Origin of the sequence: Actinomadura sp. HBU206391 (genome assembly GCF_014323665.1) — a bacterium.
GTDB lineage: Bacteria > Actinomycetota > Actinomycetes > Streptosporangiales > Streptosporangiaceae > Actinomadura_C.
The window spans coordinates 32,121-57,966 of the sequence record NZ_JABVEB010000005.1 but is presented as its reverse complement, the minus strand read 5'-3'; the positions used below and the strand labels follow the sequence as shown (position 1 = coordinate 57,966).

The following is a 25,846-nucleotide window of genomic DNA, read 5'->3' as shown; positions in this document are numbered from 1 at the left end:
AGGTGAGGGCGTCGAGCGTCGTATTGCTGCCACATGCGCCATCCAGCGTCGCGATCGCCCGGCAATGCCTCAGTTCTGAGCTCATCGCCTCGGGGGTCCTCCCATCGGTCATCGACGACGTGAACGTCATCATGAGCGAACTGCTCAGCAACGCGCTGAGGCACGCTCGCCCGTTGCCCTCAGGGCAGATCAAGCTCACGTGGATCAGTACCGGTGACGCGATCGAGATCGCTGTCAGCGACGGCGGAGCCATGACGGAGCCCCGGCGCAATCACCCCACGCTCTCGTCGCTCGGCGGGCGGGGGCTCGGCATCGTGGAGAGCCTCGCGGAATGCTGGGGCGTGCGCTACGAGGACGGCGGCACCACGGTGTGGGCGGTCCTGCCCTCCACGGAGACCAGCAACGGCCGAGCGGCGGAAACCCCGCAGCCCGTGGTCACGGCACAGCCCGGCATAACCGGCATCCCCGCCGTCAACCTGCTGAACCGCACCCGCTAGGGTCATCCCAGCTCGGGTGCTGCCGCGCCCCCGTCGGCAGCATCCGAGCCTCCAAGCACGCCACCGGGCCGGCCGTGGTCACGACTCCGGCAGGGCGGCCCGCTCGATCGGGCAGGACATACAGCGGGGGCCGCCCCGGCCGCTGCCGAGCTCACTGCCCTTGATCCTGATCACCTCGACGCCCGCGGCCTCGAGCTGGGCGTTGGTCTCGATGTTCCGCTCGTACGCGACCGCCAGGCGTGGCCCCACGGCCAGGGTGTTGTTGCCGTCGTCCCACTGCTCGCGTTCGGCGGTGACCGGGTCGAGCCCCGTGTCGATCACTTTGAGCCGGTCGACGCCCATCGCGTCCGCGGCGGCCGACAGGAACGGCCGGGCCGCGGCGATCCGCAGCTCGCCGTCCGCCATCGTCACGGTATAGGCGGTCAGCGAGTGGGCGATCGCCGGGTACATCACCACCGTGTCCACGTCGACCATGGTGCAGATCGTGTCCAGGTGCATCGTCGCCCGTTCCTGGGCGATCGGGACCGCCAGCACGGTGCGGGCCAGCCCCGCGTCGAAGACCCGGCGCGCGAGCCGCTCCACGCCCGCCGGCGTGGTCCGCTCGCCGGTGCCCACGGCGATCACTCCGGGGGCGAGCAGCAGGATGTCGCCGCCCTCCACGTGCTCGAGGCCGGGTTCGTACAGCGTGTCGACCCCGGCGAACCTCGGATGGTGGCCGTAGATCAGCCGGGTGAGCGCGGTCTCCCGTTCCCGGGCGGGCATGGCCAGGCTCGTCACCGCGACCCGGTCGCCGATCCAGGCGCTGGAGTCCCGGGTGAACAGCAGGTTCGGCAGCGGGTCGATGATGAAGTCATGCCGGCCCATCAGCTCGTACACCAGGCCGTGGCCGGACTTGAGCTCCTCATGGGCGAGCCCGGCGATCAGCACATGGGCGAGGCTCTCGGTGTCGAGATCCGCGAGATAGGACGCCGCCACACCCCGCAGCCGGTCGCCGAGCCGGGCGTCGGTCAGTACGCCGGCGATCGCCTCCTGCCGCGCGGACTGGTACTCCAGTGCCTCCTGGAGCAGCTCGGTGACGTACAACACCTCGACGCCGCGACCCCGTAGAGCCTCGGCGAAGGCGTCGTGTTCCTCCTGCGCGCGGCCCACCCATGGGATCCCGTCGAACAGGAGTTTGTCGTTGTTGCGTGGAGTGAGGCGCTTCAGCTCCGCACCGGGGCGATGCAGCACGACGGCCCGGAGCCGTCCGACCTCACTGTCCACACGGTAGCTATAAGTCACATTGTGCAGCGTAACGCCGTATGTAGCATGTTGAGATCACCAGACCGGCTCACCCGATTCACCTGGTCGCGGCCACGCTGCTGCGCTCCTCCGTCGATGGCCTGGGCACCGCGCTGGTCCTCTTGGTCGAGGACCGGACGGGACACGCCTCCTCGGCGGGTTTTCTGCTGTCCGCCGCTCTGTTCCCGTACGTCGTGTCCGGCCCACTGGTCGGCAACGCCCTCGATCGCACCCGCCGGCCCCGCCGGCAGGTGGCGGTGCTGGCGATCGCCTACACCGTCGCGGTCGCCCTCCTGCTCACCGTGGCCGGGAACGTGCCGATCGCGCTCGCCCTGGTGACCGCGATCGCCGTGGGATGTGTGGAGCCGGTCGTGGTGGCGGTGGCCGGCCTGCTGCCGCGCATCGTCGCACCTGACCGCCTGACCAGGGCGTACGGCCTGGAGTCGGCGAGTTTCAACGTCGCTGGAATAGCCGGCCCGGGAGTGGTGGCGGGCGTCGCGACCTGGCAGGGACCGCAGCAGGCGGCGGTGGTCGTCGTGGCCTTCGGCGTGCTCGGGGCACTGGTCATGCTCTTCCTCGCCATCCCTGCCCCGGACACCGCGGCGCCGTCCGACCCTGCCCCGGGATCGGTCCCAGGCGTGGTCCCCGGGCCGGCCACGGAGTCGGTGCCCGCCGTACCCTCGGTTCCCGCCCCCGGGCCGGCCGTGCCCGATCCCGCTCTGCCGGCCGGGTGGGCGCCCGATCCGGTCACGCCGCCCGTGCCGGGGGCTCGCACCGGGCCGGCCCCGATGACCGGCGTGCTGACCGGCGGCGTCGTCGTGCTGTTCGGCAACCGGCCACTACGAGCGATCACCGTCGCGACCGTGCTGGCCTTCGCCGCCATCGGCGGAGTACCCGTGGTCGCGGTGCTGCTCGCCGAGCATCTGGGCGCGGACGCCGGCGTCGGAGGTCACTTCCTGGTGGCGTTCGCCGTGGGAGCGCTGGCCGGATCCCTCGCCGCGGCCCGCTGGTCGTCCCGGCGACAGGCCGAATGGATCGTGCTCATCGGGATCGCGGCGCTCGGAGTCAGCCTCGCCGGCGCGGCGACCGCCACATCGGTGTACTGGGCCATCGTCTGGTTCACGGCAGCGGGATTCTGGGACGGCCCGGTGCTCGCGGCCACCCTGACGCTGCGGCAGCGCGAGTCCCCCGCCGACCGGCTCGGGCAGGTGAACACAACGGGCGGCAGCCTCAAGATCGGCGCAGCGGCCGTGGGCGCCGCGCTGACCGGCGCCCTGGCCGATGCGGCGGGCGCCGATGGCCTGCTGTTCGGGATGGCCGCCCTGCAGTTCGCCGGAGCCGCCGCCGGGCTCGTCCTCCTGCGTCCTCGGCGCAGCCCCGCCGGGAACCCGTCCTGATCAAGCGTCGGGGTGCCCTGGACCACCGCTTCCCTTGATCGGCCTACGGCTGGGGTCGCCGGCCCGTGCACGGGCCGGAAAACCTGTCGACTGACGGGGATGGGCGGCCTTACCGTCTGACGCATGTTCTTCGCGGCCGTCACCAGCACCCCGGCAGGGTTCGCCCTGCACGGCGCGGTGCCGGCCGCCCACGCTTCGGCCGTGTTCCCGGCGCCCGTCACCCTGTCGCCGCTCGCCGACGCATCTGTCTCGGCACACGCTGACGGCGCGCGAAGCTGACCCTCCTCCGTTCCGACTTCGCACGAGAACCCGCGGAGGAGGGTGGTCACTGAGGCAGGCATCGCCTGCCCGGTTCTCACATTCCTGTTCCACGCAGAAGTGAGGACGACTGTCATGGCCAAGCAGCTTTATGAGCGCAGCAAGCCGCACCTCAACATCGGCACGATGGGTCACGTCGACCACGGCAAGACCACGCTCACGGCGGCGATCACCAAGGTGCTCGCCGACCGAGGGCTGGCCCGTCCGGTGCCGTTCGAGGGGATCGACCGAGCCCCCGAGGAGCGCGACCGCGGCATCACCATCAACATCGCGCACGTCCACTACGAGACCGCCACCAGGCACTACGCCCACGTCGACATGCCGGGCCACGCCGACTACGTCAAGAACATGATCACCGGCGCGGCCCAGCTCGACGGTGCCGTACTCGTGGTGTCGGCTCAGGACGGCGCGATGCCGCAGACGCGTGAGCACGTGGTCCTCGCCCGCCAGGTGGGCGTTCGCCACATCGTGGTGGCGCTCAACAAGGCGGACGCGGTCGAGGACGTCGAGTTGCTCGACCTGGTCGAGCTGGAGGTACGTGACCTGCTGACCGAGTACGGGTTCCCGGGCGAGGAGATCCCGATCGTCCGCGTCTCGGGTCTGCGCGCTCTCGAGGGCGACGCGTACTGGACGGCCCGGATAGGAGAGCTCCTCGACGCGATCGACGCGTACGTGCCGATCCCGCCGCGGATCCTCGACGAGCCGTTCCAGATGCCGATCGAGAACGTACTGACGATCACCGGCCGCGGCACCGTCGTGACCGGAGTGGTCGCCCAGGGCGCGATCCGCCTCGGCGACCACGTCGAGATCGTCGGCCTCGGCGACACGCTCTCGTCGGTCGCGACCGGGCTCGAGACGTTCGGGCAGACGATGGACCACGCCGAGGCGGGCGACAACACGGCCCTGCTGCTCCGCGGGATCAAGCGGGACCAGGTCCGCCGCGGCCAGGTGGTGGGTGCGCCGGGCTCCATCCGGCCGCACCTGCGGTTCCGGGCGGCGGTACGGGTCCTGACCGCCGACGAGGGCGGCCGGAGCAGGCCGTTCCTCACCCACTACCGGCCGCAGTTCCACTTCCGCACGACCGACGTGGTCGGCGACGTGGACCTCGGTGAGGGCGGGATGGCACTGCCCGGTGACTCCGTCGAGATGACGGTCGAGCTGGGCAAGCCGATCGCCATGACCGAGGGGCTCGGCTTCGCGATCCGCGAGGGCGGCCGTACGGTCGGCGCCGGCACGGTCACCGCGTTGCTCGACTGACGGCAACGCGATGCCCGTAACGCGATCCCCGTAACGCGATCCCCGGTAACGCGATCCCGGCGGCGCGGTCCCGCTGGCGCGAACAACTGCATGATCACGGTTGTGGGAAAGATCCCCGGCCGTGATCATGCAGACGTTCGCGGGGCGCTCGCCGCACGAGCACGGAGGAAGAGTCGGCGTCCCTGCAGTTCTGCGGGGGGCAGGGGTCAGTGGACGGCGCGGTCCTGATCGGCCCAGTACGGGGCGCGGAGGTCACGCTTGAGCACCTTGCCGGTCGGGTTGCGTGGGATGGCCTCGCTGCGTTCGATCGACGTGGGGCACTTGAAGTGGGCGAGGCGCTCGCGGCAGTGGTCGATGAGCTCCTGGTCGGTGACCTCGCCCGACACGACGACGAACGCCTTGGGGGTCTCTCCCCACTTCGGATCGGGCACCCCGATGATCGCGCAGTCGGCCACCTGCGGATGGCTCATCAGGACGTTCTCGACCTCGGCCGGGTAGATGTTCTCCCCGCCCGAGATGATCATGTCCTTCACCCGGTCGTGGATGTAGAGGTAACCGTCCTCGTCGAGGTAGCCGATGTCGCCCGTACGCAGCCAGCCGTCCGGCAGCATGGTCTGGGAACTCGCCTCGGGCAGCCGCCAGTAGCCCCGCATGTTCTGCTCGGTGCGCGAAAGGATCTCACCGACCTGGCCGGTCGGCAGTTCGTCGCCCGTGGCCGGATCGACGATTCTGAGCTCGGTCTCCGGTGTGGGGAGGCCGGCGCTGCGCAACCGGTGCGTGTTCGGCCCGTCGAGGGTGTGGTCGGCGGGCGGCAGCATGGTGATGGCGCCGGTCGTCTCGGTCAGGCCGTACACCTGCATGAAGTCGGTGTGCGGCATCAGTCGCATGGCGCCGCGCAGGACGTCGTCGCTGATCGGCGAGGCGCCGTACAGCATCACGCGCAGGCTCGAGAGGTCGGCGGTCTGCGCCTGCGGCATCTGCGGCATGAACAGCAGCAGCACCGGTACGAGGAACGTGTGGGTGACGCCGTGTTCGGAGATGGCGTCGAGGATCAGGCCGGGGTCGGGGTCGCTCACGATGACGCCGGTGATGCCGTCGTAGATGACGCTGATGCTCAGAATGCAACCGGCGATGTGGTACGCGGGCATCGCGACCATCAGGACCGATGACGGCTCCGGTGACCAGGTGCGGTTGGACGGGCGAAGCGCGCCGACGAAGTTGTCGTGCGTCAGCATCACGCCCTTGGGCAGACCCGTGGTGCCCGAGGAGTAGAGCTGGGCGAAGACGTCGTCGGAGCTGAGCTCGACGTTCACCGGAGTGGCGTCATAGGCGCCGACCCATGCGGCGTAGTCCTGGTAGGCGTGCTCGCCGGTGCCCACCACGACGAGGTGCTCGGTGTGTTCCAGCCGGTCCGCGATCGCGTCGAGCAGCGGTACGAACTCGCGTCCGACGAGGAACACCGGCGCCTGGGCGTCGTTGACGACGTAGGCGACCTCGTCGGCGCTCAGCCGGTAGTTGACCGGCACCTGCACGGCGCCGAGACGCGCGGCGGCGAACAACTGCTCGACGTATTCGATGGAGTTCTTGTCCAGGATCGCGACGCGGTCGCCACGTTCGACGCCTGCGGCCCTGAGTGCGTTCGCGGCGCGATGCACGCGACGGTCGAACTCGGCATAGGTGACCCGTTCGTCCCCACTGATGAAAGCGATCTGATCCGGGATCTCACGCGTGCGGTCGCGCAGCACATCGGTCAGCAGTGACACGTTCGGCCCTCTCGTCGGCAACGTTCCAGGCATCATGCGCGAACCGACGATGGGGCGACAAGGTGCTACCTATCGCTTTTGGCGGACCGTCCGATCATTGTCACGACACCCATGACGATGAGGACGACGAAGCTCACGTAGAGGAGGAACTTCAGGGTGGCGATGAGCGCGCCGATCACCGTGATGACCAACCAGATCGCCAGTAGAACGCCGAGCACAGTCAGGACCGTCCGAGTCATGCCTCTACGGTACGCGGCGGCAACCGCCGCGGCATCTCGGCAGCGGCCGATAACGGCCACGAGCCCGGCCGAATCGGTGCCGTATGCGAGCGGGAGCACCGAGGCGGCCCACGTGGCGATTCACGAGGGCGGTCCCCCGGCGAGCGCCTTGCGCATGTCGCGCACGGCCCGTGCGGTGCCGCGCACGCTTCCGGTGACCTTCGACCGTCCCTGGCGCGGGTGGTAGGCGACGTCGATCTCGGCGAGCACCCAGCCGGCCTGAGCGGCGCGGAGCACCATCTCGAGCGGGTAGCCGAAGCCCTGGTCGGTGAGCCCGAGGCCGAGCAGCCGCTCACGTCGGCAGGCTCGCATGGGACCGATGTCGTGCAGCCTGGTGGACGTACGGCGCTGCAACCGCGCGGTGAGGACGGCGTTGCCGAGCCTGGCATGCAGAGGCCACGCGCCCAAGGAGGTGGGCCGGCGGCGGCCGAGCACCAGGTCGGCGGAGTCGAGGTGGTCCACGACCTTCGGCAGTTCGCCGGGGTCGAGTGACGCGTCCGCGTCCATGAAGCACACGATCTCGTTCGTCGCCGCCCGCAGGCCGGCGTGACAGGCCGCTCCGAAGCCGCTGTGTGGTTCGTGCACCACCTCGGCGTCGAGCTCGGCTGCGATGGCGGCGGAGCCGTCGCCTGATCCGTTGTTCACGACGATCGGCCGGTAGCCCAGCGGCATATGGGTCAGGACCCAGGGGAGCGCCTCCGCCTTATCGAGGCAGGGAAGAACGACATCGATCATTGCTCGGACGCTATGTCGGGTACGGCCTCGGCGACCCTTACGGAGTGATGACGTCGAAGCCCGGTGGCCGAAATGGTCCTTATGGTGGACAGCGTGACCTCCCGTGTTGTTCCCCCAGTGGCCGGTCCTTTCGCCCGTACGGTGTCCAGGGCGTCGGCGCGGTGACCGCCGAGGAGGCCGGGCGCATCCTGGTGGTCGACGACGACCCGACCGTGGCCGAGGTGGTCGCCCGGTATCTGCTGCGCGACGGGCACCAGGTCGAGTGCGTGGCCGACGGAGCCGAGGCGCTTCGCCTGGCTCTGCGCAATCCGCCCGACCTGGTGGTGCTCGATCTGATGCTCCCCGGCATGAGCGGTCTGGAGGTCTGCCGGCGGCTCCGCGAGAGCTCGCCCGTCCCGGTCGTCATGCTGACCGCGCTGGGACAGGAGACCGACCGGCTGATCGGCCTGGAGACCGGCGCGGACGACTACGTGACCAAACCGTTCAGCCCCCGTGAGCTCGCCCTGCGGGTCAGGTCGGTGTTGCGGCGGGCTCGCGGCACGCTGACGTCGATCGGCGTCGGCCTGATCCGCGACGGAGACCTCGTGGTCGACGTCGGCGCGCACGAGGCCACGTTGCGCGGTGTGGAACTTCGTCTCACCGCCCGAGAGTTCGACCTTCTCGCGTACCTGCTCCGGCACCCGCGCCGCGCGTTCACCCGCGAGGACCTGCTCGGCCAGGTCTGGGGATGGTCGTTCGGGGACTCCTCCACTGTGACGGTGCACGTGCGGCGGCTCCGGGAGAAGATCGAGGACGACCCGACCGTCCCCCGCCGGATCGTCACTGTGTGGGGCGTCGGCTACAGGTACGAGACCGCCGACGGCGACGCGGCGTCATCCTCCGGCGGTGCGCCGGGCGGCACGCCTGCCGACGCGCCGCGCGGTACGCCGAGTCACGGGGCGAGGGACGGCCGTGGTGACGCCGCCGGCGACGCGGGCGGTCCCGCATGATTCCGCTACGAGATCTCATCGAGGTGGCGGCCTACGCCGCCGGAGCCGCACTGCTCGTCGCCCTGGTCGGCCTCGCCGCTCTGTACGCCCTGCGGGGTCGTTCGGTGGCGGCCCAGCTCACGGTCGTCGCCACGGCGACCGTGGTGAGCTCCGTCGCGGGCATCGTCGCCATCACCGTCCGCATGATGCTCTCCGAGCACGATCGCAACGTCGCGCTGACCGTCGTGCTGGCCGCCGGACTCGTCAGCCTGGGGGTCTCGCTCCTGCTGGGCCGCCGGCTGATCGCGGCGAACCGCGCGCTCGTGCAGGCCGTACGGGCGGACTCCTTCCGCGTTCCCCGGACCCGGCTGCCCGCGGAGCTCGCCGAGCTGGCGCGTGAACTGGCGGCCGCCTACGAGCGGCTCGACGCCTCACACCGCAGAGAGCAGGCCCTCGAGTCCAGCAGGCGTGAGCTCGTCGCCTGGGTCAGCCACGATCTGCGTACGCCACTGGCGGGCCTGCGCGCCATGGCGGAGGCGCTCGAAGACGAGGTGGTGGTCGACGCCGCCACCGTGGGCCGCTACCACGGCCGGATCAGGGTCGAGGTGGACCGGCTCACCGAGATGGTGGACGACCTCTTCGAGCTGTCCCGCATTCATGCCGGAGCGCTGCGGCTGTCGCGGCAGCGGATCGGCCTGGAAGATCTCGTCGCCGAGGCCATAGCGGGCACCGAGGCGCTCGCCGTGGCCAAGGGGGTGCGGTTGCGCGGAAAGTCGCAGGCGGGCGTGCCCGTGGAGGTGGACGCCTCCGAGCTGGGCCGTGCCCTGCGCAACCTTGTCGTCAACGCGATCCGGCACACCCCGTGGGACGAGACCATCGAGGTGCTCGGCGAGCTGCGGGACGGCATGGTCTGCGTGACGGTCACCGACGCCTGTGGCGGAATCCCCGAACAGGACCTGGCGAGGGTCTTCGATGTGGCGTTCCGGGGGGAGGCCGCGCGGTCCCCGGGCGGCGGGGCGGGCCTGGGGCTGGCGATCGCGCGCGGCATCGTCGAGGCCCACGCGGGCGAGATCGGCGTCACGAACGCCTTGCCCGGTTGCCGCTTCGTCGTCCGGCTGCCCCTCGGCGGCGAGCGCGCCTCCCTCGGCGGCTGACCGCGCGACCGGACTTGCCGGGATGCCGGAGTTCGCGGGCGCAGGGCGGCATTGACGGCAATTGCACGGAGACGGTGTTCGGCCGACCCCGGCCAGACCATGACGTCGACGATGGCGACCCCCGGCACGCGTCTCATCACCGCCCATACAACAAACTCGCTGACAATTGGGCATAACACGGTAAACCTCATGTAATGTCTGCGCGTCTTCGTTGTACTGCGCGGCATCGAAGGCGCGCATCGACGGGAGGGCTCCATTTTGAAATCTCGCGTTCTCGTACGCACTGCGGCCATTGCCGCGGTGACTGCGCTCGGGGGACTCGGTCTTGCGGGTCTGGCTCCATCGGCTTCGGCGGCGCCTCTTGCCAAGCCGTACGACTTCAACGGCGACGGCTACCAGGACCTGGCCATCGGCAGCCCGAACGGCACGGTGGGCACCAAGACGACCGCAGGTTTCGTCAGCGTGATCTACGGCAGCAGCGCCGGGCTCAACACGGCCAAGAAGAAGGTCATCAGCCAGGACAGCGCCGGCGTTTCCGGGACCGCCGAGGCCGGTGACCACTTCGGCCATGGGCTCGCGTCCGGCGACTTCGACGCGGACGGCTACGCCGACCTGGCGATCGGTACGCCGGACGAGGACACTCCCACCGGTGCGAACGCCGGTCTGGTCACCGTCGTGTGGGGCACGCCGAGCGGCCTGGGCGACGTCTCCGACTCCTTCGAGGAGCTCGACGCGGGCGAGGCCCTCCCGAACAACCGCTGGGGCGAGTACCTGTCCGCCGGCATGATCGAGGCGAGCGGCGCGCCCAAGCTGTTCGTCACCGTTCCCGGCATGTCCATCTTCAAGTTCGTCGTCTTCGGCGGCGCCGAGAGCGCACGCGCCGCCGGCACCACTCGGAGCCCGAAGGCGGCCGGCTCGCAGGTCGTGCCGCGCGGGAAGAAGGAGGGCGCTTCGACCAAGTCCCTCGAGGACGTGACCAACTCGTGGGTGGCGAACGGGGACGTCACCGGTGACGGTATCGGCGACGCGGTCTACGCCTGGTACGACGCCGACTGGGCCGAGCCGTCCGAGCGGCGCGGGTTCGTTGTGTACCCGGGGACGGCCGACGGCGGCCTCAACCCCGACCTGGCCACCAGCGTTCTCGCCGAGGTGACGTCGGTCGCGGTGGGCGACTTCGACGGTGAGGGCCATGGCGACGTCGCGGTCGGCCAGCCGAACGGGATCGTCGGCGGCAGGATCACCGTTTACAAGGGCTCCGCGACCGGAGTGGACGCGACCAACAGGACGTCGGTCCATCAGGGCACCGCGGACGTCCCCGGCGATCCGGTGACCAAGGACTACTTCGGTCTCAACGTCGCGGCGGGCGACGTGAACAAGGACGGCAAGGCCGATCTCGCGGTGGGGACCCCCTACGACGAGGTCGGTACGGTCGTCGACGCCGGCAGTGCGTATGTGCTGTTCGGTTCGGCCACGGGTCTGACCGGCGCCGGCTCACAGCAGGTGACGCAGGACACCGAGGGTGTGGGCGGCGGTTCGGAGACCAATGACCAATTCGGTTTCCAGGTCACGCTGCTCGACAACAACAACGACGGCGCGGGGGACCTGACGGTCGGCGCGCCGCGCGAGAACGGGACCGATGGCGCGATCACGTGGATCAAGGGCGGCACCACCGGCGTCCTGCCCGTGACCGGCTCGCTCTGGCTCGGGACGGGCACGTGGAGCGTGGGCGGCCGCAACGCCGAACTGGGCCGCGTCCTCGGCCGCTGACCCCCTGCCGCTGACCCTCTGCCGGCATCCGCGAACTTCTGCAAGGTCACACCGCCTCGGTCGTGATCTTGCAGAAGTTCGAGCCGCACCGGTGGTTCAGTGGTCGACGGCCTCGTCGATGGCACGGTAGGTCGGGCAGGGCCACCGCCACATGCAGGCCCGGCATCGGCGGATCGGGTTGTCGGGATCGCTGGAGATGCCTCCGGCGTCCCGGGGCTGATGCATCTCGAGCAGGCGGATCCCCAGCTCGGCCAGAGCGATCACGTCGCTCCGGGCGCCGGCCAGGAACGCGATGTCCTCCCGCGACAGCGTGGTCTTCACCGGGACGAAGCCCTCCCGATTGATCAACCGGGACAGGAACTGTGTCGAAGAACGCCAGGAGTTCGACTTCTCCGAGCGGATCCGGATCGTCTCGAGGCGTTCCCGCAGTCTCGCCTGTCGGGGATCGGCGAATCTGTCTGCGGTTCTGTCGGCGGTCATGGCGTGATCTCCGGACATTCGGCCATTTGTTGCTCCGAATTTGGACGACTCGCGTTCGGCCGACCCGTGTCCGGGCAGGATGCGGCCGAGGTCATCGATGGATGACCGGGGCCTTGCATGACACGCCTCGAGTTGCCAAGCCGCTGTTGCACGGCCCCTAGCCTCCCGCACTCGGGCTCGGGCTGAGAGGCGAATTCCATACTTCGTCGTCGCAGAACATGGCCCAGATCGTGACGTATCTGGTAAAGACCGTCGGTGAATGGGATCTGAGTATGCGAACTCTCTGGCCCATGGACCCGCGGCCCGATAGTGTGCGGCAGGTGGAGCTAAATGTCTCAAGTACGTCTCAGGGAGGTCACGCCGTCGTCACCGCGAGCGGCGAACTGGACCTCTACACCGCTCCGCGGCTGCAGACCGTACTGGCCTCGCTGCTGCGCGACCGCGTCGACCGTGTCGTGGTGGACCTGAGCGGTATCGAGTTCTGCGACTCGACCGGCATGAACGTGCTGCTGTCCGCCATGAAGCGGCTCAAGGAGCAGGGCGGCACGCTCGAGCTGGCCGCACCGCGACCCGCCGTACGGCGAATCCTGCAGGTCACGGGTCTCGACACCGTGTTCTCGGTGCACGACGCCGTGCCGGCTCTCGATGTGACCTGATGCCGCCGTTCCGGCGTCGCTGACCGGTCAGCACGGCTTGGCGGCACTACCATCGCCTGTATGCAGGCTGACGTGGCCGTCATCATCGCGGCCAAGGACGAACAGGACCGTATCGCCGCGACGGTGAAGGCCGCGCTGGAACTGCCCGGTGTCGATCTTGTCGTCGTCGTGGATGACGGATCGGCCGACCGGACGGGCCGGCTGGCCGAGGACGCGGGCGCCAAGGTCGTACGGCACAGCCGGAACCGGGGCAAGGGCGCCGCGATGGAGACCGGTGCCGAGGCCGTGCGTCTTCTCGACGACGGGCGGGAGATGCCGCGGCATCTGCTGTTCCTCGACGCCGACCTGGCCGAGACCGCCCGCGACGCCGCGCCGCTGATCGAACCGGTCAGGCGCGGCGAGGCCGACATGACGATCGCGGTGTTCTCCTCGATCGTCAAGCTCGGCGGCCATGGCTTCGTGGTCCGGTTGTCGCGCGACGGCATCAGGCGGGCGACCGGCTGGCAGGCGACGCAGCCGCTCAACGGGCAGCGCTGCCTGACCCGGTCGGCGTTCGCCGCGGCGCTTCCGCTCGCCCCGGGCTTCGGGGTCGAGACCGCGCTGACCATCGACCTGGTGCGCGAGGGCTTCCGGGTGAAGGAGGTCGAGGTGCCGCTGGCGCACCGGGCCACCGGCACCGACTGGAAGGCGCAGGTCCACCGGGCCAGGCAGTTCCGCGACGTGGCCCGCGCCCTGGCCGTCCGTGAGCCGGTGATCGCCGGCCGTCTCGACCGGCTCCGCGGCTTCAAGTGATCCCAGGCAGGATCGGTACCGCCGGGCTCTGCGGCATCGGCCTGAGCACCGGATGCTTCCTCGTCACGGCCCTGCTCGGGCCGTCGGCGATGCAGCCCGGTCTGCCCGGCTCCGGTCCGCCGTTCTCCCTGACCGCGGATCCCTCGCCGTACCTCGTGATCGGTCTCGTGGTCGGCGGCGTGCTGCTCGCCGGGCTCGGCCTGGGGCTCTGCCTGCACGCGGTGGGCCGAGGCTGGCGCCCGGCGCCGAGACCGCTCCTGCTGGCCGGGCTGCTCGCGACGGCGGCGTTCGCGTTCATGCCACCGGTCGGCTCGGCCGATCATCTGAACTACGCCGCCTACGGCCGGATGGCGGTGACCGGTCATGATCCGTACACCACCACGGCCGTGGACCTGCCCGCCGACCCGGTGGCGCGCACCGTGCAGGAGTGGCGCTCCACGCCGTCGCTGTACGGGCCGATCGCGACCGGTCAGCAGGCCATCGCCTCCTGGATCGGTGGTGAGTCGGTCCGGCTGACGGTCTTCGCCCTGTCGCTGTCGGGCGCGCTGGCCTTCGCCCTCGTCGGCCTGATCCTCTACCGGTACGCCGATCCGGTCCGGTCGGTCCTGTTCTGGACGCTCAACCCGTTGATGCTCTTTCACCTGGTGTCCGGGGCCCACAACGACACCTTGAGCATCGCCGTCGCCATTGGGGCCCTCGCGGTGTTCGCGGGCCGCCGGGGGGGATCCGGGGATCTCGGGCCGGTCGGCCGAGTCGACCAGGTCAGAACGGCCCCCACGGCCTCGAAGATCCTCGCCACCGGGGCGCTCATCGGGGCCGGGGTCGCGCTCAAACTGCCGGCCGCCCTCGTCGGCGGCGGGCCCGCCTGGCTGCTCCTGCGCGGGCGGCCCTGGCGGCAAGCGCGATCACTGCGTTCCGTCCGGCCGCTGCTCCCGGCGGCGGCGCTGTTCGGCGCGGCGGCGACGGTCACGGCGGTGGCCTACAGCCTGGTCGGATGGCAGGCGTTCGCCCAGGTCAGGAGGGCCTCGAGCTCGGTGTCGCTGGCCACGCCGTGGCACCTGGTCGACGTGGCGCTCGGCAAGGGGACCAACCGCCCGGTCGTTCAGGCCGGGGCGCTGTTGCTGCTGGTCGGGCTGACCGCGCTGCTCGCACGCGCGCTGCCCGTCGAGCCGGGGCACGAGAGCCGGCGGATCGCGGCCGCGCTGGTGCTCGCCTGGCTGTTCGCGGCGCCGTACGCGCTGCCCTGGTACGACGGGCTGGGCTGGGCGGTGCTGGCGTTGCTGCCGTGGTCGCGGTTCGACCGGCTGCTGGTGGCGCGGACGGTGGCGATCAGCCTGGCCTATCTGCCGGCTCGCGCTCCCAAGCTGATCGATCTTCCGGACGGCCTGTCCTGGCTGTTCACCGTGGTGCGGCCGGTGATCGTCCCGTGGGTTCTGACCGTGGTGCTGGTCCTTCTGGTGGTGTGGGCTCGCCAGGCTCCCCGTCCAGTTCCAGCGCCCGGACCGAAGCCGCCAGTACGAGCGGGATCGCGAGGCTGAACACCAGCGCCGGCACCACCACCCCCGAGTCGTTCATCAGCATGCCGATGATCGCCACCGTGAGCGCCGAGAGCAGCGCGGGCCGCAGGGTGGCCGAGTAGGAGTAGGCGCGGCCGAGCAGCGCGGCGCGCCAGTCGAGCGGTCGGGCCAGCACGAAGTACAGGAAGCTGAGCGCGGTGATGGCGATCACGGTGAACGGCCAGTAACCGAGGCTGTGCAGCATCGCCCCGGCCTTGCGCACGATCACGTCCCACGCCTCGCCGGCCATGAGCTGTTCCCAGAACCGGCCGAGGTGTGACTGGTCACCGACCGGGCGGCGCGCGTCGACGTAGGAGATCAACAGCACCACGATGGCTCCGGCCAGGCAGAACAGGCCCAGTCTGAGCGCCGAGACCCGCTTGCCCGCGACCATCAGGGTGAGCACGGCGATGGCGGGCACGATCGCGAGCACGCCGCCGAAGTCGCTGCCCCAGGCCGGCCAGCCGTCGATCGCCATCGCGCCGAAGCCCACGACCAGCACCACCGCCACCGCGATCCTTCTCCGGTGGGCCCGCAGCGGCCATTCCGCGAGCCATGCCGCCGACAGGATCGCCGCCGTGGCGAAGAGGGCGAAGGCCGGGTTGCCGAAGCCGTAGTAACGGCCGGCGACGATCGCGTTGTAGCCCATGAACGCGTTGAGCTCCAGGTGCGAGCCCGTCACCACGTCGAGGCCGAGCACAAGGGCGGTCACTCCGGCGATGATCAGGCCGGGGGTGATGACCGATCGCCGCCATGGGCCGCCCAGGGCCAGCCCGATCACCACGGCCAGCGCTGCGGTCGCGCTGAGGAGCAGCCCCGCCAGCGGATGGGGATTGCGCCACCACGGCACGAGATTGGCCAGGAACGTGGCCACCGGGGCGGCCGCGCCGATCAGCGACACGACGCGGATGGCGCCCAGGATGCGCCGCCGCGTGTCCGCGCCGCCCCGGCGGCGGCGTAGCGCCATCGAGGCGATCACATAGACCAGCAACTGCCCGCCGAACAGCACGATGAAGAAGGCGGCCTGCATCCGGCTGACCACCTGCGCCGCGACGTCCTCGTCGTTCAGGTTGTGCACTTTGGTGGCGGCCGCGTCGGCGGAGGCCTTCGCACGCCATGGGGAGCCGATGGCCTGCGGTGGCTGGGGCAGCCCGAGCGCCTGCAACGCCGTGGCGGTGACGTCGGTGAGCGCCACCAGCCCGGTCCGGCGGGTCGAATTGCCGGTCAGGTAACCCGGGCCGCCGGCGGCGTCGCCCGAGTGCGAGCCGGCGACCGATCCGAAGCTCGACCCGTCCCCGGCCGGCCCGGCCGCCAGGGCGACGTGCAGGTGCGCCAGCACGGTGTCGGACAGCCCCGCGACCAGCACGGTGGTGTCCGGCGGAAGCGCGGCGAGCACCTGGTCGACCCGCCGGTCGGCGGCGGCCGCCGCGGCCCGGCGGCTCTTCGCGCTGAGCGGCACCTGCGCGCCCCGCAGGTCAACGCCGGCGTTGATGTACGCCCGGAAGACGTCGTCGACCTCGACCACGGTCAGCGCGCACCGGGTCCAACCACCAGGGGGCACCCGGTCGACCGAGGGGGCATAGACGTCCACCGCGCCGGTGCCGTCGGCCGCCCCGTAGACGGCACCCGGTCCGACCGCCATCGTGCATCGCTGGGCCGCCGCACCCGGAGCCTGCTGCCCCTGGGCCGGAGGCGCCTGGCCGGTGCCCGTCTTCACGGCTCCGGCCTGGCGTACGGCGTTGCCGAGGAGACCGACCTGGGCCTTGTACGACGTGCCGGCGTTGTCCTTGTGGATCCCCGGCCAGCCGGCCGCCTGGGCGTTCTCGCCCTGTACGGCCGGGGCCGGAGGGAGGGCACAGTTGCCGTGGGCCAGGCGGGCGCGCTGCCCGGCCGAGACGGTGAGCCAGCCGTCGACCGGGCAGGTGATGCTGGTGGTCGCGCGGACGCTGAGCGCGGCGGCCGATCCGGTGCCGGTCAGCCGCCAGAGCGCGGGGGTGCCGGTCTCGCTGATGTCGCTCCACAGCAGGCTGGGCACCCCGATGATCGCGACGCGCCCGGTCCCCGGCAGGGTCGGGCCTACTGCGGCGTGGGAGCGCGTACTCTGGCTCACGGCCGTGCCCGTGCCGCCCGCCGGGCCCGGTGCCGCGGCCGACGGCGGCGCCAGGAGCACGAGAAAGGCCAGCAGCGCCGCTGCACAGCATGCGGCGGCCGTTGCCCCCCGTTGCGACACCTGGCACCTCCATCGTCAAGGTCGATCTCAGGTTAGTGGGCGTCTTGGGCCAGGATGGACGCATGGGTGAACGGACGACCGTACGCGGGCGACGGCCGGCCCCCGCCGACCTCGCGATCGTGGCGGCGGGGATTCTCGTCGCCGTGGCGGCGGTCGCGCCGATCCTCATGCATTGGCTGACCAATCCGCCGGACCAACGGCTCGTCGATCTCGACGTCTACCGTTCCGGTGGCCAGGCGGTGCTGAGGGGCGCTCCGGTCTACGACGTGCTCACCCAGCCCCCGCAGTTGCTGCCCTTCACGTATCCGCCGTTCGCCGCGCTGCTCGCCGCGCCGCTGGCGGTGATCTCGTGGCCGGTCGTGCAGTGGGTGTGGGTCGCCATGGTCTACGCGGCACTGACGATCGCGGTCTGGTACGCCTTCCGTGATCTGATCCGCCGGGCAGGCCGCTGGGCGCCCCTCGCCATGGGGGCGCTGTTCGGGGCCACCGCGCATCTCATGTCGGTCAGCGATCAGATCCGGTTCGGCCAGGTCGGGCTGTTCCTTCTGGTGATGTGCGTCGCGGACTGCGCGACGGAGTCGCCGCGCTGGCCGCGCGGCGTGCTGATCGGGCTCGCGACCGCGATCAAGCTGGTCCCCGGGGTCTTCATCATCTATCTGCTGATCAGCGGGCGGCGGCAGGCCTCCTTCAACGCCATGACGACGGCGGTGGTGGCCACGTTGTGCGCCTTCGCCATCCTGCCCGGAGACTCCGTCGACTACTGGTTCGGCGCGTTGCTCGACAACGACCGGGTCGGGGCCAACAACGGCACTACGAACCAGTCGATCCACGGCATGCTGCTCCGGCTGTACTGGCCCGGTGGCCTGACGACGCTGCTGTGGGGCGCCTGCCTCATCACGGTCGGCTATCTCGGCTTCCGCAACGCGCGCCGGGCCTCGCTGACGGTCGCCCGGCTGGACGGGCCGGACGCCCGCAGCGCCGAGATGGCGGGCATCGCGATCGTCGGCCTGCTGTCGGTTCTGCTGTCCCCGGTGGGCTGGATCCACCACCTGGTGTGGATCGTTCTCGTTCTCGGCGTGCTCGTCGGGGACGGGCGCGACCCGCGACGACGCCTCGCCGCAGGCGTTATGTGGCTGGTGTACGTCCTGCCGCTGCCGTGGTGGGGGACGAAACTGATCGGTCCCGATCATTCCGTCGTCCTCCGCTTCGCGGGGCGGTTGGTCCAGAGTTCGTACGGTTTGATCGCCGTGTCTCTGGTGCTGCTGCTCGGATCGTGGCTGGTGAGAAGGCTGGATTTGGTAAACGACCATCGCGAGTCCTCGCCTGGGAAGGTCCGGCTGGATACGCTCGCCCCGTGATTCTTGTCACTGTCGCGCTCGCCGGCCTGGTCGCCGGGGTGGCCGGGCTCTCCATCGCCCTGGCCGCGCACAACCGGGTGAACCTCGTCGTCGAGGAGTGCGCGGACGTGCTGCGGCGCCAACTGCAGGTGGCCGGCGGCGTCGTCGACAACCAGGCCCTGCGAGACCTGGCCATCGTGCACTACGACGCGTTGAAGGAGATGTCGGGCCGGCTGTCCTTCTCGCTCGCAGTGATCAACGCGGCCGGTGACGGCGTGGTGGTGACCTCGATCAACGGGCGTACCGAGACCCGGACCTATGCCAAGGTCGTCAGGGACGGGCGCGGCATCGAGGCGCTGTCGCCCGAGGAGGATCAGGCTCTGCGGGCCGCGCGGCTCGGTAAGGGGCCGGTGGTGCGGATGAGCGATCCGCTGCCCGACTTCGGCTCCGGTACCCCGTCGACGACACATGCGTGACCGCGGGCACGTAACCTCTTCTACCATGCGCTACGCCTACCTCGGCCCGGCCGGCACCTTCACGGAAGCGGCACTGCACACGCTTCCGGAAGCGGCCGGTGCCGAGCACCTGCCGTTCGCCACGGTGCCCGCGGCGCTCGACGCGGTCCGGCGCGGCGACGCCGACGCGGCCGTCGTGGCGCTGGAGAACTCCGTTGAGGGCTCGGTGCCGGCGACGCTGGACGAACTCGCCACCGGCGAGCCGCTCCAGATCGTCGGCGAGATCCACCTTCCCGTCGAGTTCGCGCTGCTCGTACGGCCCGGCACGACCTTCTCGTCGATCAAGACCGTGGCCAGCCACCCGCACGCCCAGCCCCAGTGCAGGCGCTGGCTGGCGGCGAACGTGCCGGACGCCGAGTGGCGGGCCGCCACCTCCAACGCCGAGGCCGCCCAGCACGTGGCCGACGGGCTGTACGACGCCGCGCTGGCCGGGGGCTTCGCCGCCGCCAGGTACGGCCTGTCCGTGCTGGCCGACGAGATCCACGACGTGGCCGACGCGGTCACCCGTTTCGTCGTCCTGCGCCGCCCGTGCGTGGCGCCCGAGCCGTCCGGCGCCGACCGTACGACCGTGGTCGCCTTCATCGGCGAGGACCATCCGGGCGCGCTGCTCGAGATCCTCACCGAGTTCTCGATGCGCGGCATCAACCTGACGCTGATCCAGTCCCGGCCGACCGGTGCCGGGCTCGGGTCGTACCTGTTCTGGATGGACTTCGAGGGCCACGTCGCCGACGCCCGGGTCGGTGAGGCCCTGATGGGCCTGCGCCGGGTGTGCGCCGACGTCCGCTTCCTCGGCTCGTACGCCGGCGCCGATCACGCTCGGCCGGAGATCCGCCGCGGCACCCACGACGACGACTTCACCGAGGCATCGGCCTGGCTCCGCGCCATCAGAGCCGGCCACCCCTGACCGTTCCACCATCGGTCGGCCCGGGACCGCCTTCCAGGGCGGCCATCGTGATCATTTTGTGCCCGGCCGCCCGTTCTCACCGGTAAACCGATTCGGCCCGAGCCGCGTCCCCCCGGCGTGCTCACACAATTGATCAACGCGGATCGCCTGCGGAGAGCCGTGGCCGTCGTGTCGGTCCTCGGCCTCTGCGCGGTCATGGGCGTCGCCGCGACGCCCGCCGCCGTCGCCGAGGCGCCGTTGCCGCTCTCGGCCCGGTATGCCAAGGCGGTCTCTCCTGGGGCGACCACCAAGATCGAGATCTCGGCGACGTCGTGGAGCGACATCACCTCCATCAAGGCGCTGTTGCGACCGGTCGGCGTCACCACCGTGGATCAGACGGTCGAGGGCTTCGAACTGGTCGGCGGCACCCGGCAGGACGGCATCTGGCGCAGCCTGTCGTCCGTCACCGTGGCACAGGGCCGCTTCACGATCGATGTGGAGCTCGCCAACGACACCCGTACGGTCCTGCACCGTGACCGCGGGGTGATCGAGAATGGCCTCGACGTGGTGTTCAGCGAGTTCGACGTGAGCCCCGGAACCTTCGACATCGAGCACGCGACCACCTCGTTCCGTGGCCGCCTGGTCCACCGGGACGCCGCGGGCGTCGAGCACGCGGTCGCCGGAGCCTCGGTGGGTTTCCGTGCTTCCGGGGCGAACGAGGTGAGCAGCGGCACTGACGCCGACGGAAGGTTCGCCGGCACCGCGGCGCTGTGGGGGACCGGCGAGACCAAGGTGGTCTTCACCGGAGACCGCACCTATCGGCCCGTGAGCTCGGCCGTGATCCCTGTGACGCTGTGGAGGCTGCCGACGCGCCTGACGTTCAAGGCGTCGCCGAGTGCAGGGGTCATCGGACAGCCGGTGGCCCTGGCCGGCCGCCTGGAGCGTCAGAGCGTGGACGGCGTGTGGGGCGCGTTGCCCGGCAAGCTCGTGACCCTCGAACTGTATGACGAGGACGCGCAGACCTCCCGGAAAGCGGGCACGGTGACGACGGCCGACGACGGGACCTTCACGCTGCGGATCCCGCTTCCCGGGCGCGGCTCGTGGTTCGCGAACTTCGTCCCGATTGAGGAGTCTCTCTACAACACCAGGGGCTACGAGTACGCCTACGCACGCGACGACGGCGCACGTAGCGCCAGGTACGCGAGTTCCGTGACGGGCTCCGACGCGGGTCCCGAACCCGTCGGAAAGGGGGCGACGCTGACCGCACGTGCCAGGATCATGCGCAGGATGGCCGACGGCACGCTGACCGGCGCCCCCCAGTCGAACGTGGACCTGCAGTTCTCTGCCGATGGCGAGAAGTGGAGTGTTTGGACGTCGGCGCTCACCGACGCCAACGGCAACGTCACCTTTCGGACGTCCCCAGACCGGGACGGCTACTGGAGGGCCGTGGTCGATCACTGGAACCTGGTGCCCTCGACCGGTCCGGCCGACTACGTGGATGTGAAGTACCGGACGACGATCTCTTCGTTCAACGCGGCTCCGGAGCCGGTGCGCAAGGGCGCGACCATCACGGTGGGCGGGACGTTGAAGAGGTACGTGTCGTCGTGGGGTTCGTGGAGCGGTCAGTGGGTGTACCTGTACTTCCAGCCGCGCGGGTCGAGTACCTGGACGTATATGGCGGTCGCCAAGACCGACCGGTACGGGAAGTTCCGCAAGGGTTTCAAGGCGAGCCGGGACGGCAGTTGGATGGCCAAGTACAAGGGCGCCACGAGCTATCTGCCCGGCTCCAGCGGCAGCGACTACGTCGACGTCCGCTGACGCGGTGCCCGGCGAGCGGGGTCCACTGCTGTGGATCTTCGCTCGCCGAACCTGGTCAACATGCACCCACGCAACCGGCGAACCGGACCATGAGGCCATTGGGCCCGACTTTTAACCATGTGCTCCGACAGGTAAACCTTGATGATCTTTCGGGCGTCTGTCCTGCGTGCCGACAAAGTCGATTGATGCGGTCTCCTGGCGAAGACTGATCGCGCTTGCTCTGGGGATCGCGCTCGCCGCCCTGCTGGTGAGCATCCCCCGCCCCGCCTTGGCCGGGTCGCTGACGGTACGGTCCGCGGCCGCCACGACGCCGGGGTGGACCACCCAGATAGAGGTCAACGCGGCCTCGGACAGTGACATCACCAAGATCACCGCAAGGCTGCGGTTGGGCGACACCGCGGACCCGTTCACGACAGTCGAGGATTTCGAACTGGTCAGCGGAACCGCCACCGGCGGCATCTGGCGCACCTCCCAGCCCGTGATGCTGGAGATGGGTGTCATCCACGTCGATGTCGACGCCACGGACGCCTCCGGTGCCACGGTCACCAGGAAGGTGGCCGGCATCATTGACAGGCTCGGCAAGACGCGGTTCAGCGAGTTCACCTTCTCCCCGTCCACCGTGGACATCGACCGCGACACCGTGACGTACGCGGGGCGGTTGGTCTTCGAGGACAGGGACGGAAACGAACACGGGATACCGGGCGCGCAGCTCTGCCTGGCCCTCAATGGCGCCTGCGCCGACTACACGACGACCGACCCGGACGGAAGGTTCTCCAGCCCCGTCCGCCTGTACGTCAGGCCCGATCACCGCACGAACATGGTCGACAGTGACGCCTCTGTGTCCTATCACGGAGCCCGGCTGTACCGGCCCGCTGAGTCCCCGCGGAGCCGTCTCAAGGTTCTCCGCCAAGAGACCCGGGTGTCCATGAGCTTGTCCTCGCGGCCGGAGGTCATCGGCGACACCGTCCAGGTCAGCGGTCGGCTCGAACGCAAGACCGCCGAGGGCCAGTGGACCGGCGCTGCGAATCAGGATGTCGACATCTACACCTACGACTCCGACCTGGGATATCAGGCCCGCGTCGCGACGGCGCGGACGGGATCGGACGGGAGCTACTCGCAGTCGGTCAAAGTGCCGCAGGCGACCCAGTGGGTCGTGTATTTCCGGCCGGAGTACCTGACGGGGGACGGCAACTGGGTCTTCGGCCCTTATCTGCCTAGCAGCCAGGGCACCAGGGAGGTGATCTACTCCGAACACCGCACGTCCATCAGTGGGTTCAAGGTATCTCCGAATCCGGTCGGCAAGGGCGCGCAGATCACCGGGAGCGGGCTCCTGACCATGCAAGACGCCACCGGAGCGGTGGTTCCGCTGACGAACGGCAGGGTTGAGCTGCACTTCTCCAGGGATCGCAAGAACTGGTCGGTGGCGGCAGAGGGCCGTTCCGGCACCGAGGGGCAGGTGTCGCTGCGTGCGACCGCCGGGTCCTCCGGCTACTGGCGGCTGAACTATCTGCCCGACTACGGGGACCGGGACTTTGGTTCCGTCAGCGTCACCGCGTACGCGGCGGTGAAGTACCGGACGACGATCTCGTCCTTCAATGCCGCGCCAGAGCCGGTGAAGCGCGGCCGGACGATCACAGTGGGCGGGACGTTGAAGAGGTACGTGTCGTCGTGGGGTTCGTGGAGCGGTCAGTGGGTGTACCTGTACTTCCAGCCGCGCGGGTCGAGTACCTGGACGTATATGGCGGTCGCCAAGACCGACCGGTACGGGAAGTTCCGCAAGGGTTTCAAGGCGAGCCGGGACGGCAGTTGGATGGCCAAGTACAAGGGCGCCACGAGCTATCTGCCCGGCTCCAGCGGCAGCGACTACGTCGACGTCCGCTGACGCGGTGCCCGGCGAGCGGGGTCCACTGCTGTGGATCTTCGCTCGCCGGGCCTAATCAACGCGCGGCCACGGCCTGCGGACCGGTAGCCTCGTTGACGTGATTGACCTGCGAGCTCTTCGAGAGGATCCCGAGCGGCTGCGCGCTTCGCAGCGCGCCCGCGGCGAGGACGAGGCCGTCGTCGACCGGTTGCTGGATGTGGACGAGCGCCGCCGAGCGGCCCTGACCCGCTTCGAGCAGCTGCGATCCGAGCAGAAGAGCATCGGCAAGTCGGTCTCCAAGGCCAAGGGCGACGAGCGCGAGCAGCTCCTGACCCGGGCCAAGGAGCTGGCCCAGCAGGTCAAGGAGTCCGAGGCCGAGGCCGGCGGGCTCCAGGAGGAGCTCACCGCCACGCTCCGGACCGTCCCCAACATCATCGAAACGGGCGCCCCGCCCGGCGGTGAACAGGACTTCGTGGTGCTCGAGCACGTCGGCGAGCCGACGGTCTTCGACTTCGAGCCGCGTGATCATCTCGAACTGGGCGAGATGCTCGGCGCGATCGACACCGAGCGCGGCGCCAAGGTGTCGGGGGCGAGGTTCTACTACCTCACCGGCATCGGCGCCCAGCTGCAGCTCGCCCTGCTCAACCTGGCCATGGAACAGGCGATCGACAGCGGGTTCACCGCGATGTACCCGCCGGTGCTGGTCAAGCCCGAGGCCATGGAGGGCACCGGCTTCCTCGGTGCGCACTCCGCGGAGGTCTACCAACTGCCGCAGGATGATCTGTATCTGGTCGGCACGTCGGAGGTCCCGCTCGCCGCCTACCACATGAACGAGATCATCGACCGGCTGCCGAGGCGCTATGTCGGCTGGTCCTCGTGCTTTCGCCGCGAGGCCGGCTCGTACGGCAAGGACACCCGCGGGATCATCCGGGTGCACCAGTTCGACAAGGTCGAGATGTTCTCCTACTGCGACCCGGCCGACGCGCACGAGGAGCACCTGCGGCTGCTGGCGTGGGAGAAGGAAATGCTCGCCAAGGTCGAGCTGCCCTATCGCGTGATCGACGTGGCCGCGGGCGACCTCGGCTCCAGCGCGGCCCGCAAGTACGACTGTGAGGCGTGGGTCCCGACGCAGAAGGCCTACCGCGAGCTGACCTCGACGTCGAACTGCACCGACTTTCAGGCCCGCCGCCTGGCCGTACGCTTCCGCGAAGAGGGCGGCAAGTCGCAGCCGGTCGCGACGCTGAACGGCACGCTGGCCACCACCCGCTGGATCGTCGCCATCCTGGAGAACCACCAGCAGGCCGACGGTTCGGTACGGGTCCCCAAGGCCCTGCAGAAGTACCTCGGCCGAGAGGTCATCGAGCCCGTCCGCTGATCGCCGAGGCCCTCTGGCACGTCCCGGTCCTCGACTCTGACCAACCGGGGCGTGGCTCGATGGGGTCCGGGTTCGGGGCAGACTATGGAGCAATATGTCTGATCTCATGCCGCGCCTCATCGCCACTGATCTCGACGGGACCATAGTCCGTACGGACGGCTCGGTGTCCGCCCGCACCGTCGCCGCCCTCGCCCGAGTCGAACGCGCCGGGCGGATGCTCGTGCTCGTCACCGGACGGCCGCCGCGCTGGATGCGTGACATCGCGGACGTCGTCGGTCACCGGGGCATCGCCATCTGCGCCAACGGCGCCGTCGTCCACGATCTCCACACCGAGAGCACCGTCCGGGCCCGGCTGATCGAGCCGGAGATCCTCGCCACCGTCGTCGATCGGTTGCGCGGGGCGTTCCCGGACTTCAGGTTCGCGGTGGAGCACGAGTCCGAGTTCGTCTGCGAGATGAACTACGACCTGGGCAGGTGGGATGCCGAGTCCATCGGCGGACGCCGGGTCGACGGTGAGGAGTTGGTCGGCGTCGCCGGCACCAAGCTGCTGGCCTTCCACCCGGACAGGGATCCCGACCGGCTGGCCGAACGGGCCGGCAAGGAGGTGGGCGACCTCGTCACCGTGACGCACTCGTCCGGGCGAGGGCTGCTGGAGATGAGCGCGCAGGGTGTCACGAAGGCCAGCGCCCTCGCGGAGCTCTGCGCCGAGCACGAGATCGACGCCGCCGACGTGGTGGCGTTCGGCGACATGCCGAACGATCTGCCGATGCTGACCTGGGCCGGTACCTCGTACGGGGTCGCCAACGCGCACCCTGAGGTGCTGCGAACGGTGAGCAGGCGGGCCGGGGCCAACGACGACGACGGCGTCGCCGAGGTGCTCGAGCGGCTGTTCCCCTGATCGGGGACCGGGCGAGCACCCCGGCGAGCG

General features: G+C 70.1%; 22 protein-coding genes. 16 read left to right on the top strand and 6 right to left on the bottom strand.

Features of this window, described 5'->3' with window-relative positions; genetic code table 11:
• The first annotated feature begins 2 nt into the window (after positions 1-2).
• On the top strand, positions 3-497 hold the full coding sequence (locus tag HKK72_RS04435) for an ATP-binding protein (RefSeq protein WP_315987069.1): 495 nt from the start codon (positions 3-5) through the stop codon (positions 495-497).
• Between the two features lie 78 nt (positions 498-575).
• On the opposite strand, the gene HKK72_RS04430 is transcribed toward HKK72_RS04435, so the two are convergent.
• On the bottom strand, positions 576-1,778 hold the full coding sequence (locus tag HKK72_RS04430) for an arginine deiminase (RefSeq protein WP_315987068.1): 1,203 nt from the start codon (positions 1,776-1,778) through the stop codon (positions 576-578).
• A gap of 35 nt (positions 1,779-1,813) precedes the next feature.
• Here HKK72_RS04430 and HKK72_RS04425 point away from each other — a divergent pair, with 35 nt between their 5' ends.
• The 3 genes from HKK72_RS04425 (at position 1,814) to tuf (ending at position 4,750) form a co-directional block, all read left to right on the top strand.
• A complete protein-coding gene (locus HKK72_RS04425) occupies positions 1,814-3,175 on the top strand; it encodes an MFS transporter (protein WP_315987074.1) in 1,362 nt (453 codons plus the stop codon).
• Between the two features lie 123 nt (positions 3,176-3,298).
• The gene (locus HKK72_RS04420) at positions 3,299-3,454 is read left to right on the top strand and encodes a hypothetical protein (RefSeq protein WP_187232928.1); all 156 of its coding nucleotides are present in this window, start codon (positions 3,299-3,301) and stop codon (positions 3,452-3,454) included.
• A 114-nt stretch (positions 3,455-3,568) separates the two neighbouring features.
• Positions 3,569-4,750, top strand: a complete 1,182-nt coding sequence (tuf, locus tag HKK72_RS04415; protein ID WP_187232927.1) for an elongation factor Tu — start codon at positions 3,569-3,571, stop codon at positions 4,748-4,750.
• Positions 4,751-4,956: 206 nt separating this feature from the next.
• On the opposite strand, the gene HKK72_RS04410 is transcribed toward tuf, so the two are convergent.
• The 3 genes from HKK72_RS04410 to HKK72_RS04400 all read right to left on the bottom strand — a co-directional run bounded on the left by HKK72_RS04410 (position 4,957) and on the right by HKK72_RS04400 (position 7,526).
• Complete coding sequence (locus HKK72_RS04410) at positions 4,957-6,513, bottom strand: long-chain-fatty-acid--CoA ligase (RefSeq protein WP_187232926.1); 1,557 nt, start codon at positions 6,511-6,513, stop codon at positions 4,957-4,959.
• 65 nt (positions 6,514-6,578) lie between these two features.
• On the bottom strand, positions 6,579-6,752 hold the full coding sequence (locus tag HKK72_RS04405) for a hypothetical protein (protein ID WP_187232925.1): 174 nt from the start codon (positions 6,750-6,752) through the stop codon (positions 6,579-6,581).
• 120 nt (positions 6,753-6,872) lie between these two features.
• On the bottom strand, positions 6,873-7,526 hold the full coding sequence (locus HKK72_RS04400; RefSeq protein WP_187232924.1) for a glycosyltransferase family 2 protein: 654 nt from the start codon (positions 7,524-7,526) through the stop codon (positions 6,873-6,875).
• Positions 7,527-7,687: 161 nt separating this feature from the next.
• On the opposite strand from HKK72_RS04400, the gene HKK72_RS04395 reads away from it, so the two are divergent.
• From HKK72_RS04395 to HKK72_RS04385, 3 genes are all read left to right on the top strand, one after another.
• Positions 7,688-8,515 carry a response regulator transcription factor gene (locus tag HKK72_RS04395; protein WP_315987067.1) on the top strand — a complete coding sequence of 276 codons (828 nt, stop codon included), beginning with the start codon at positions 7,688-7,690 and terminating at the stop codon, positions 8,513-8,515.
• Positions 8,512-9,648, top strand: coding sequence for a sensor histidine kinase (locus HKK72_RS04390; protein WP_187232922.1), 1,137 nt, complete (start codon positions 8,512-8,514; stop codon positions 9,646-9,648). The genes HKK72_RS04395 and HKK72_RS04390 overlap by 4 nt, the downstream gene beginning before the upstream one ends.
• A 300-nt stretch (positions 9,649-9,948) precedes the next feature.
• Positions 9,949-11,415: an FG-GAP-like repeat-containing protein gene (locus HKK72_RS04385; protein WP_187232921.1), complete on the top strand. Its 1,467-nt coding sequence runs from the start codon at positions 9,949-9,951 to the stop codon at positions 11,413-11,415.
• Between the two features lie 96 nt (positions 11,416-11,511).
• Here HKK72_RS04385 and HKK72_RS04380 read toward each other — a convergent pair whose 3' ends face one another.
• Positions 11,512-11,895: a hypothetical protein gene (locus HKK72_RS04380; protein ID WP_187232920.1), complete on the bottom strand. Its 384-nt coding sequence runs from the start codon at positions 11,893-11,895 to the stop codon at positions 11,512-11,514.
• 320 nt (positions 11,896-12,215) lie between these two features.
• On the opposite strand from HKK72_RS04380, the gene HKK72_RS04375 reads away from it, so the two are divergent.
• The gene (locus HKK72_RS04375; RefSeq protein WP_187232919.1) at positions 12,216-12,551 is read left to right on the top strand and encodes an STAS domain-containing protein; all 336 of its coding nucleotides are present in this window, start codon (positions 12,216-12,218) and stop codon (positions 12,549-12,551) included.
• A gap of 60 nt (positions 12,552-12,611) precedes the next feature.
• Positions 12,612-13,343, top strand: a complete 732-nt coding sequence (locus tag HKK72_RS04370) for a glycosyltransferase (RefSeq protein WP_187232918.1) — start codon at positions 12,612-12,614, stop codon at positions 13,341-13,343.
• Between the two features lie 1,398 nt (positions 13,344-14,741).
• Here the strand turns inward: HKK72_RS04370 and HKK72_RS04365 are convergent.
• Entirely contained in the window at positions 14,742-17,129 is a 2,388-nt protein-coding gene (locus tag HKK72_RS04365; RefSeq protein ID WP_187232917.1) for a hypothetical protein, read from the bottom strand.
• A gap of 62 nt (positions 17,130-17,191) precedes the next feature.
• Here HKK72_RS04365 and HKK72_RS04360 point away from each other — a divergent pair, with 62 nt between their 5' ends.
• From HKK72_RS04360 to HKK72_RS04330, 7 genes are all read left to right on the top strand, one after another.
• Positions 17,192-18,487, top strand: a complete 1,296-nt coding sequence (locus tag HKK72_RS04360; protein ID WP_187232916.1) for a glycosyltransferase 87 family protein — start codon at positions 17,192-17,194, stop codon at positions 18,485-18,487.
• Entirely contained in the window at positions 18,484-18,942 is a 459-nt protein-coding gene (locus HKK72_RS04355; RefSeq protein ID WP_187232915.1) for a DUF4446 family protein, read from the top strand. The genes HKK72_RS04360 and HKK72_RS04355 overlap by 4 nt, the downstream gene beginning before the upstream one ends.
• A 25-nt stretch (positions 18,943-18,967) precedes the next feature.
• A complete protein-coding gene (gene pheA, locus HKK72_RS04350; RefSeq protein ID WP_187232914.1) occupies positions 18,968-19,885 on the top strand; it encodes a prephenate dehydratase in 918 nt (305 codons plus the stop codon).
• A gap of 159 nt (positions 19,886-20,044) precedes the next feature.
• Positions 20,045-21,682, top strand: coding sequence for a hypothetical protein (locus HKK72_RS04345; protein ID WP_187232913.1), 1,638 nt, complete (start codon positions 20,045-20,047; stop codon positions 21,680-21,682).
• Between the two features lie 166 nt (positions 21,683-21,848).
• Positions 21,849-23,564 carry a hypothetical protein gene (locus HKK72_RS04340; RefSeq protein WP_187232912.1) on the top strand — a complete coding sequence of 572 codons (1,716 nt, stop codon included), beginning with the start codon at positions 21,849-21,851 and terminating at the stop codon, positions 23,562-23,564.
• Positions 23,565-23,661: 97 nt separating this feature from the next.
• On the top strand, positions 23,662-24,918 hold the full coding sequence (gene serS, locus HKK72_RS04335) for a serine--tRNA ligase (RefSeq protein ID WP_187232911.1): 1,257 nt from the start codon (positions 23,662-23,664) through the stop codon (positions 24,916-24,918).
• A gap of 94 nt (positions 24,919-25,012) precedes the next feature.
• The gene (locus tag HKK72_RS04330; RefSeq protein WP_261986531.1) at positions 25,013-25,816 is read left to right on the top strand and encodes an HAD family hydrolase; all 804 of its coding nucleotides are present in this window, start codon (positions 25,013-25,015) and stop codon (positions 25,814-25,816) included.
• Positions 25,817-25,846: the final 30 nt, after the last annotated feature.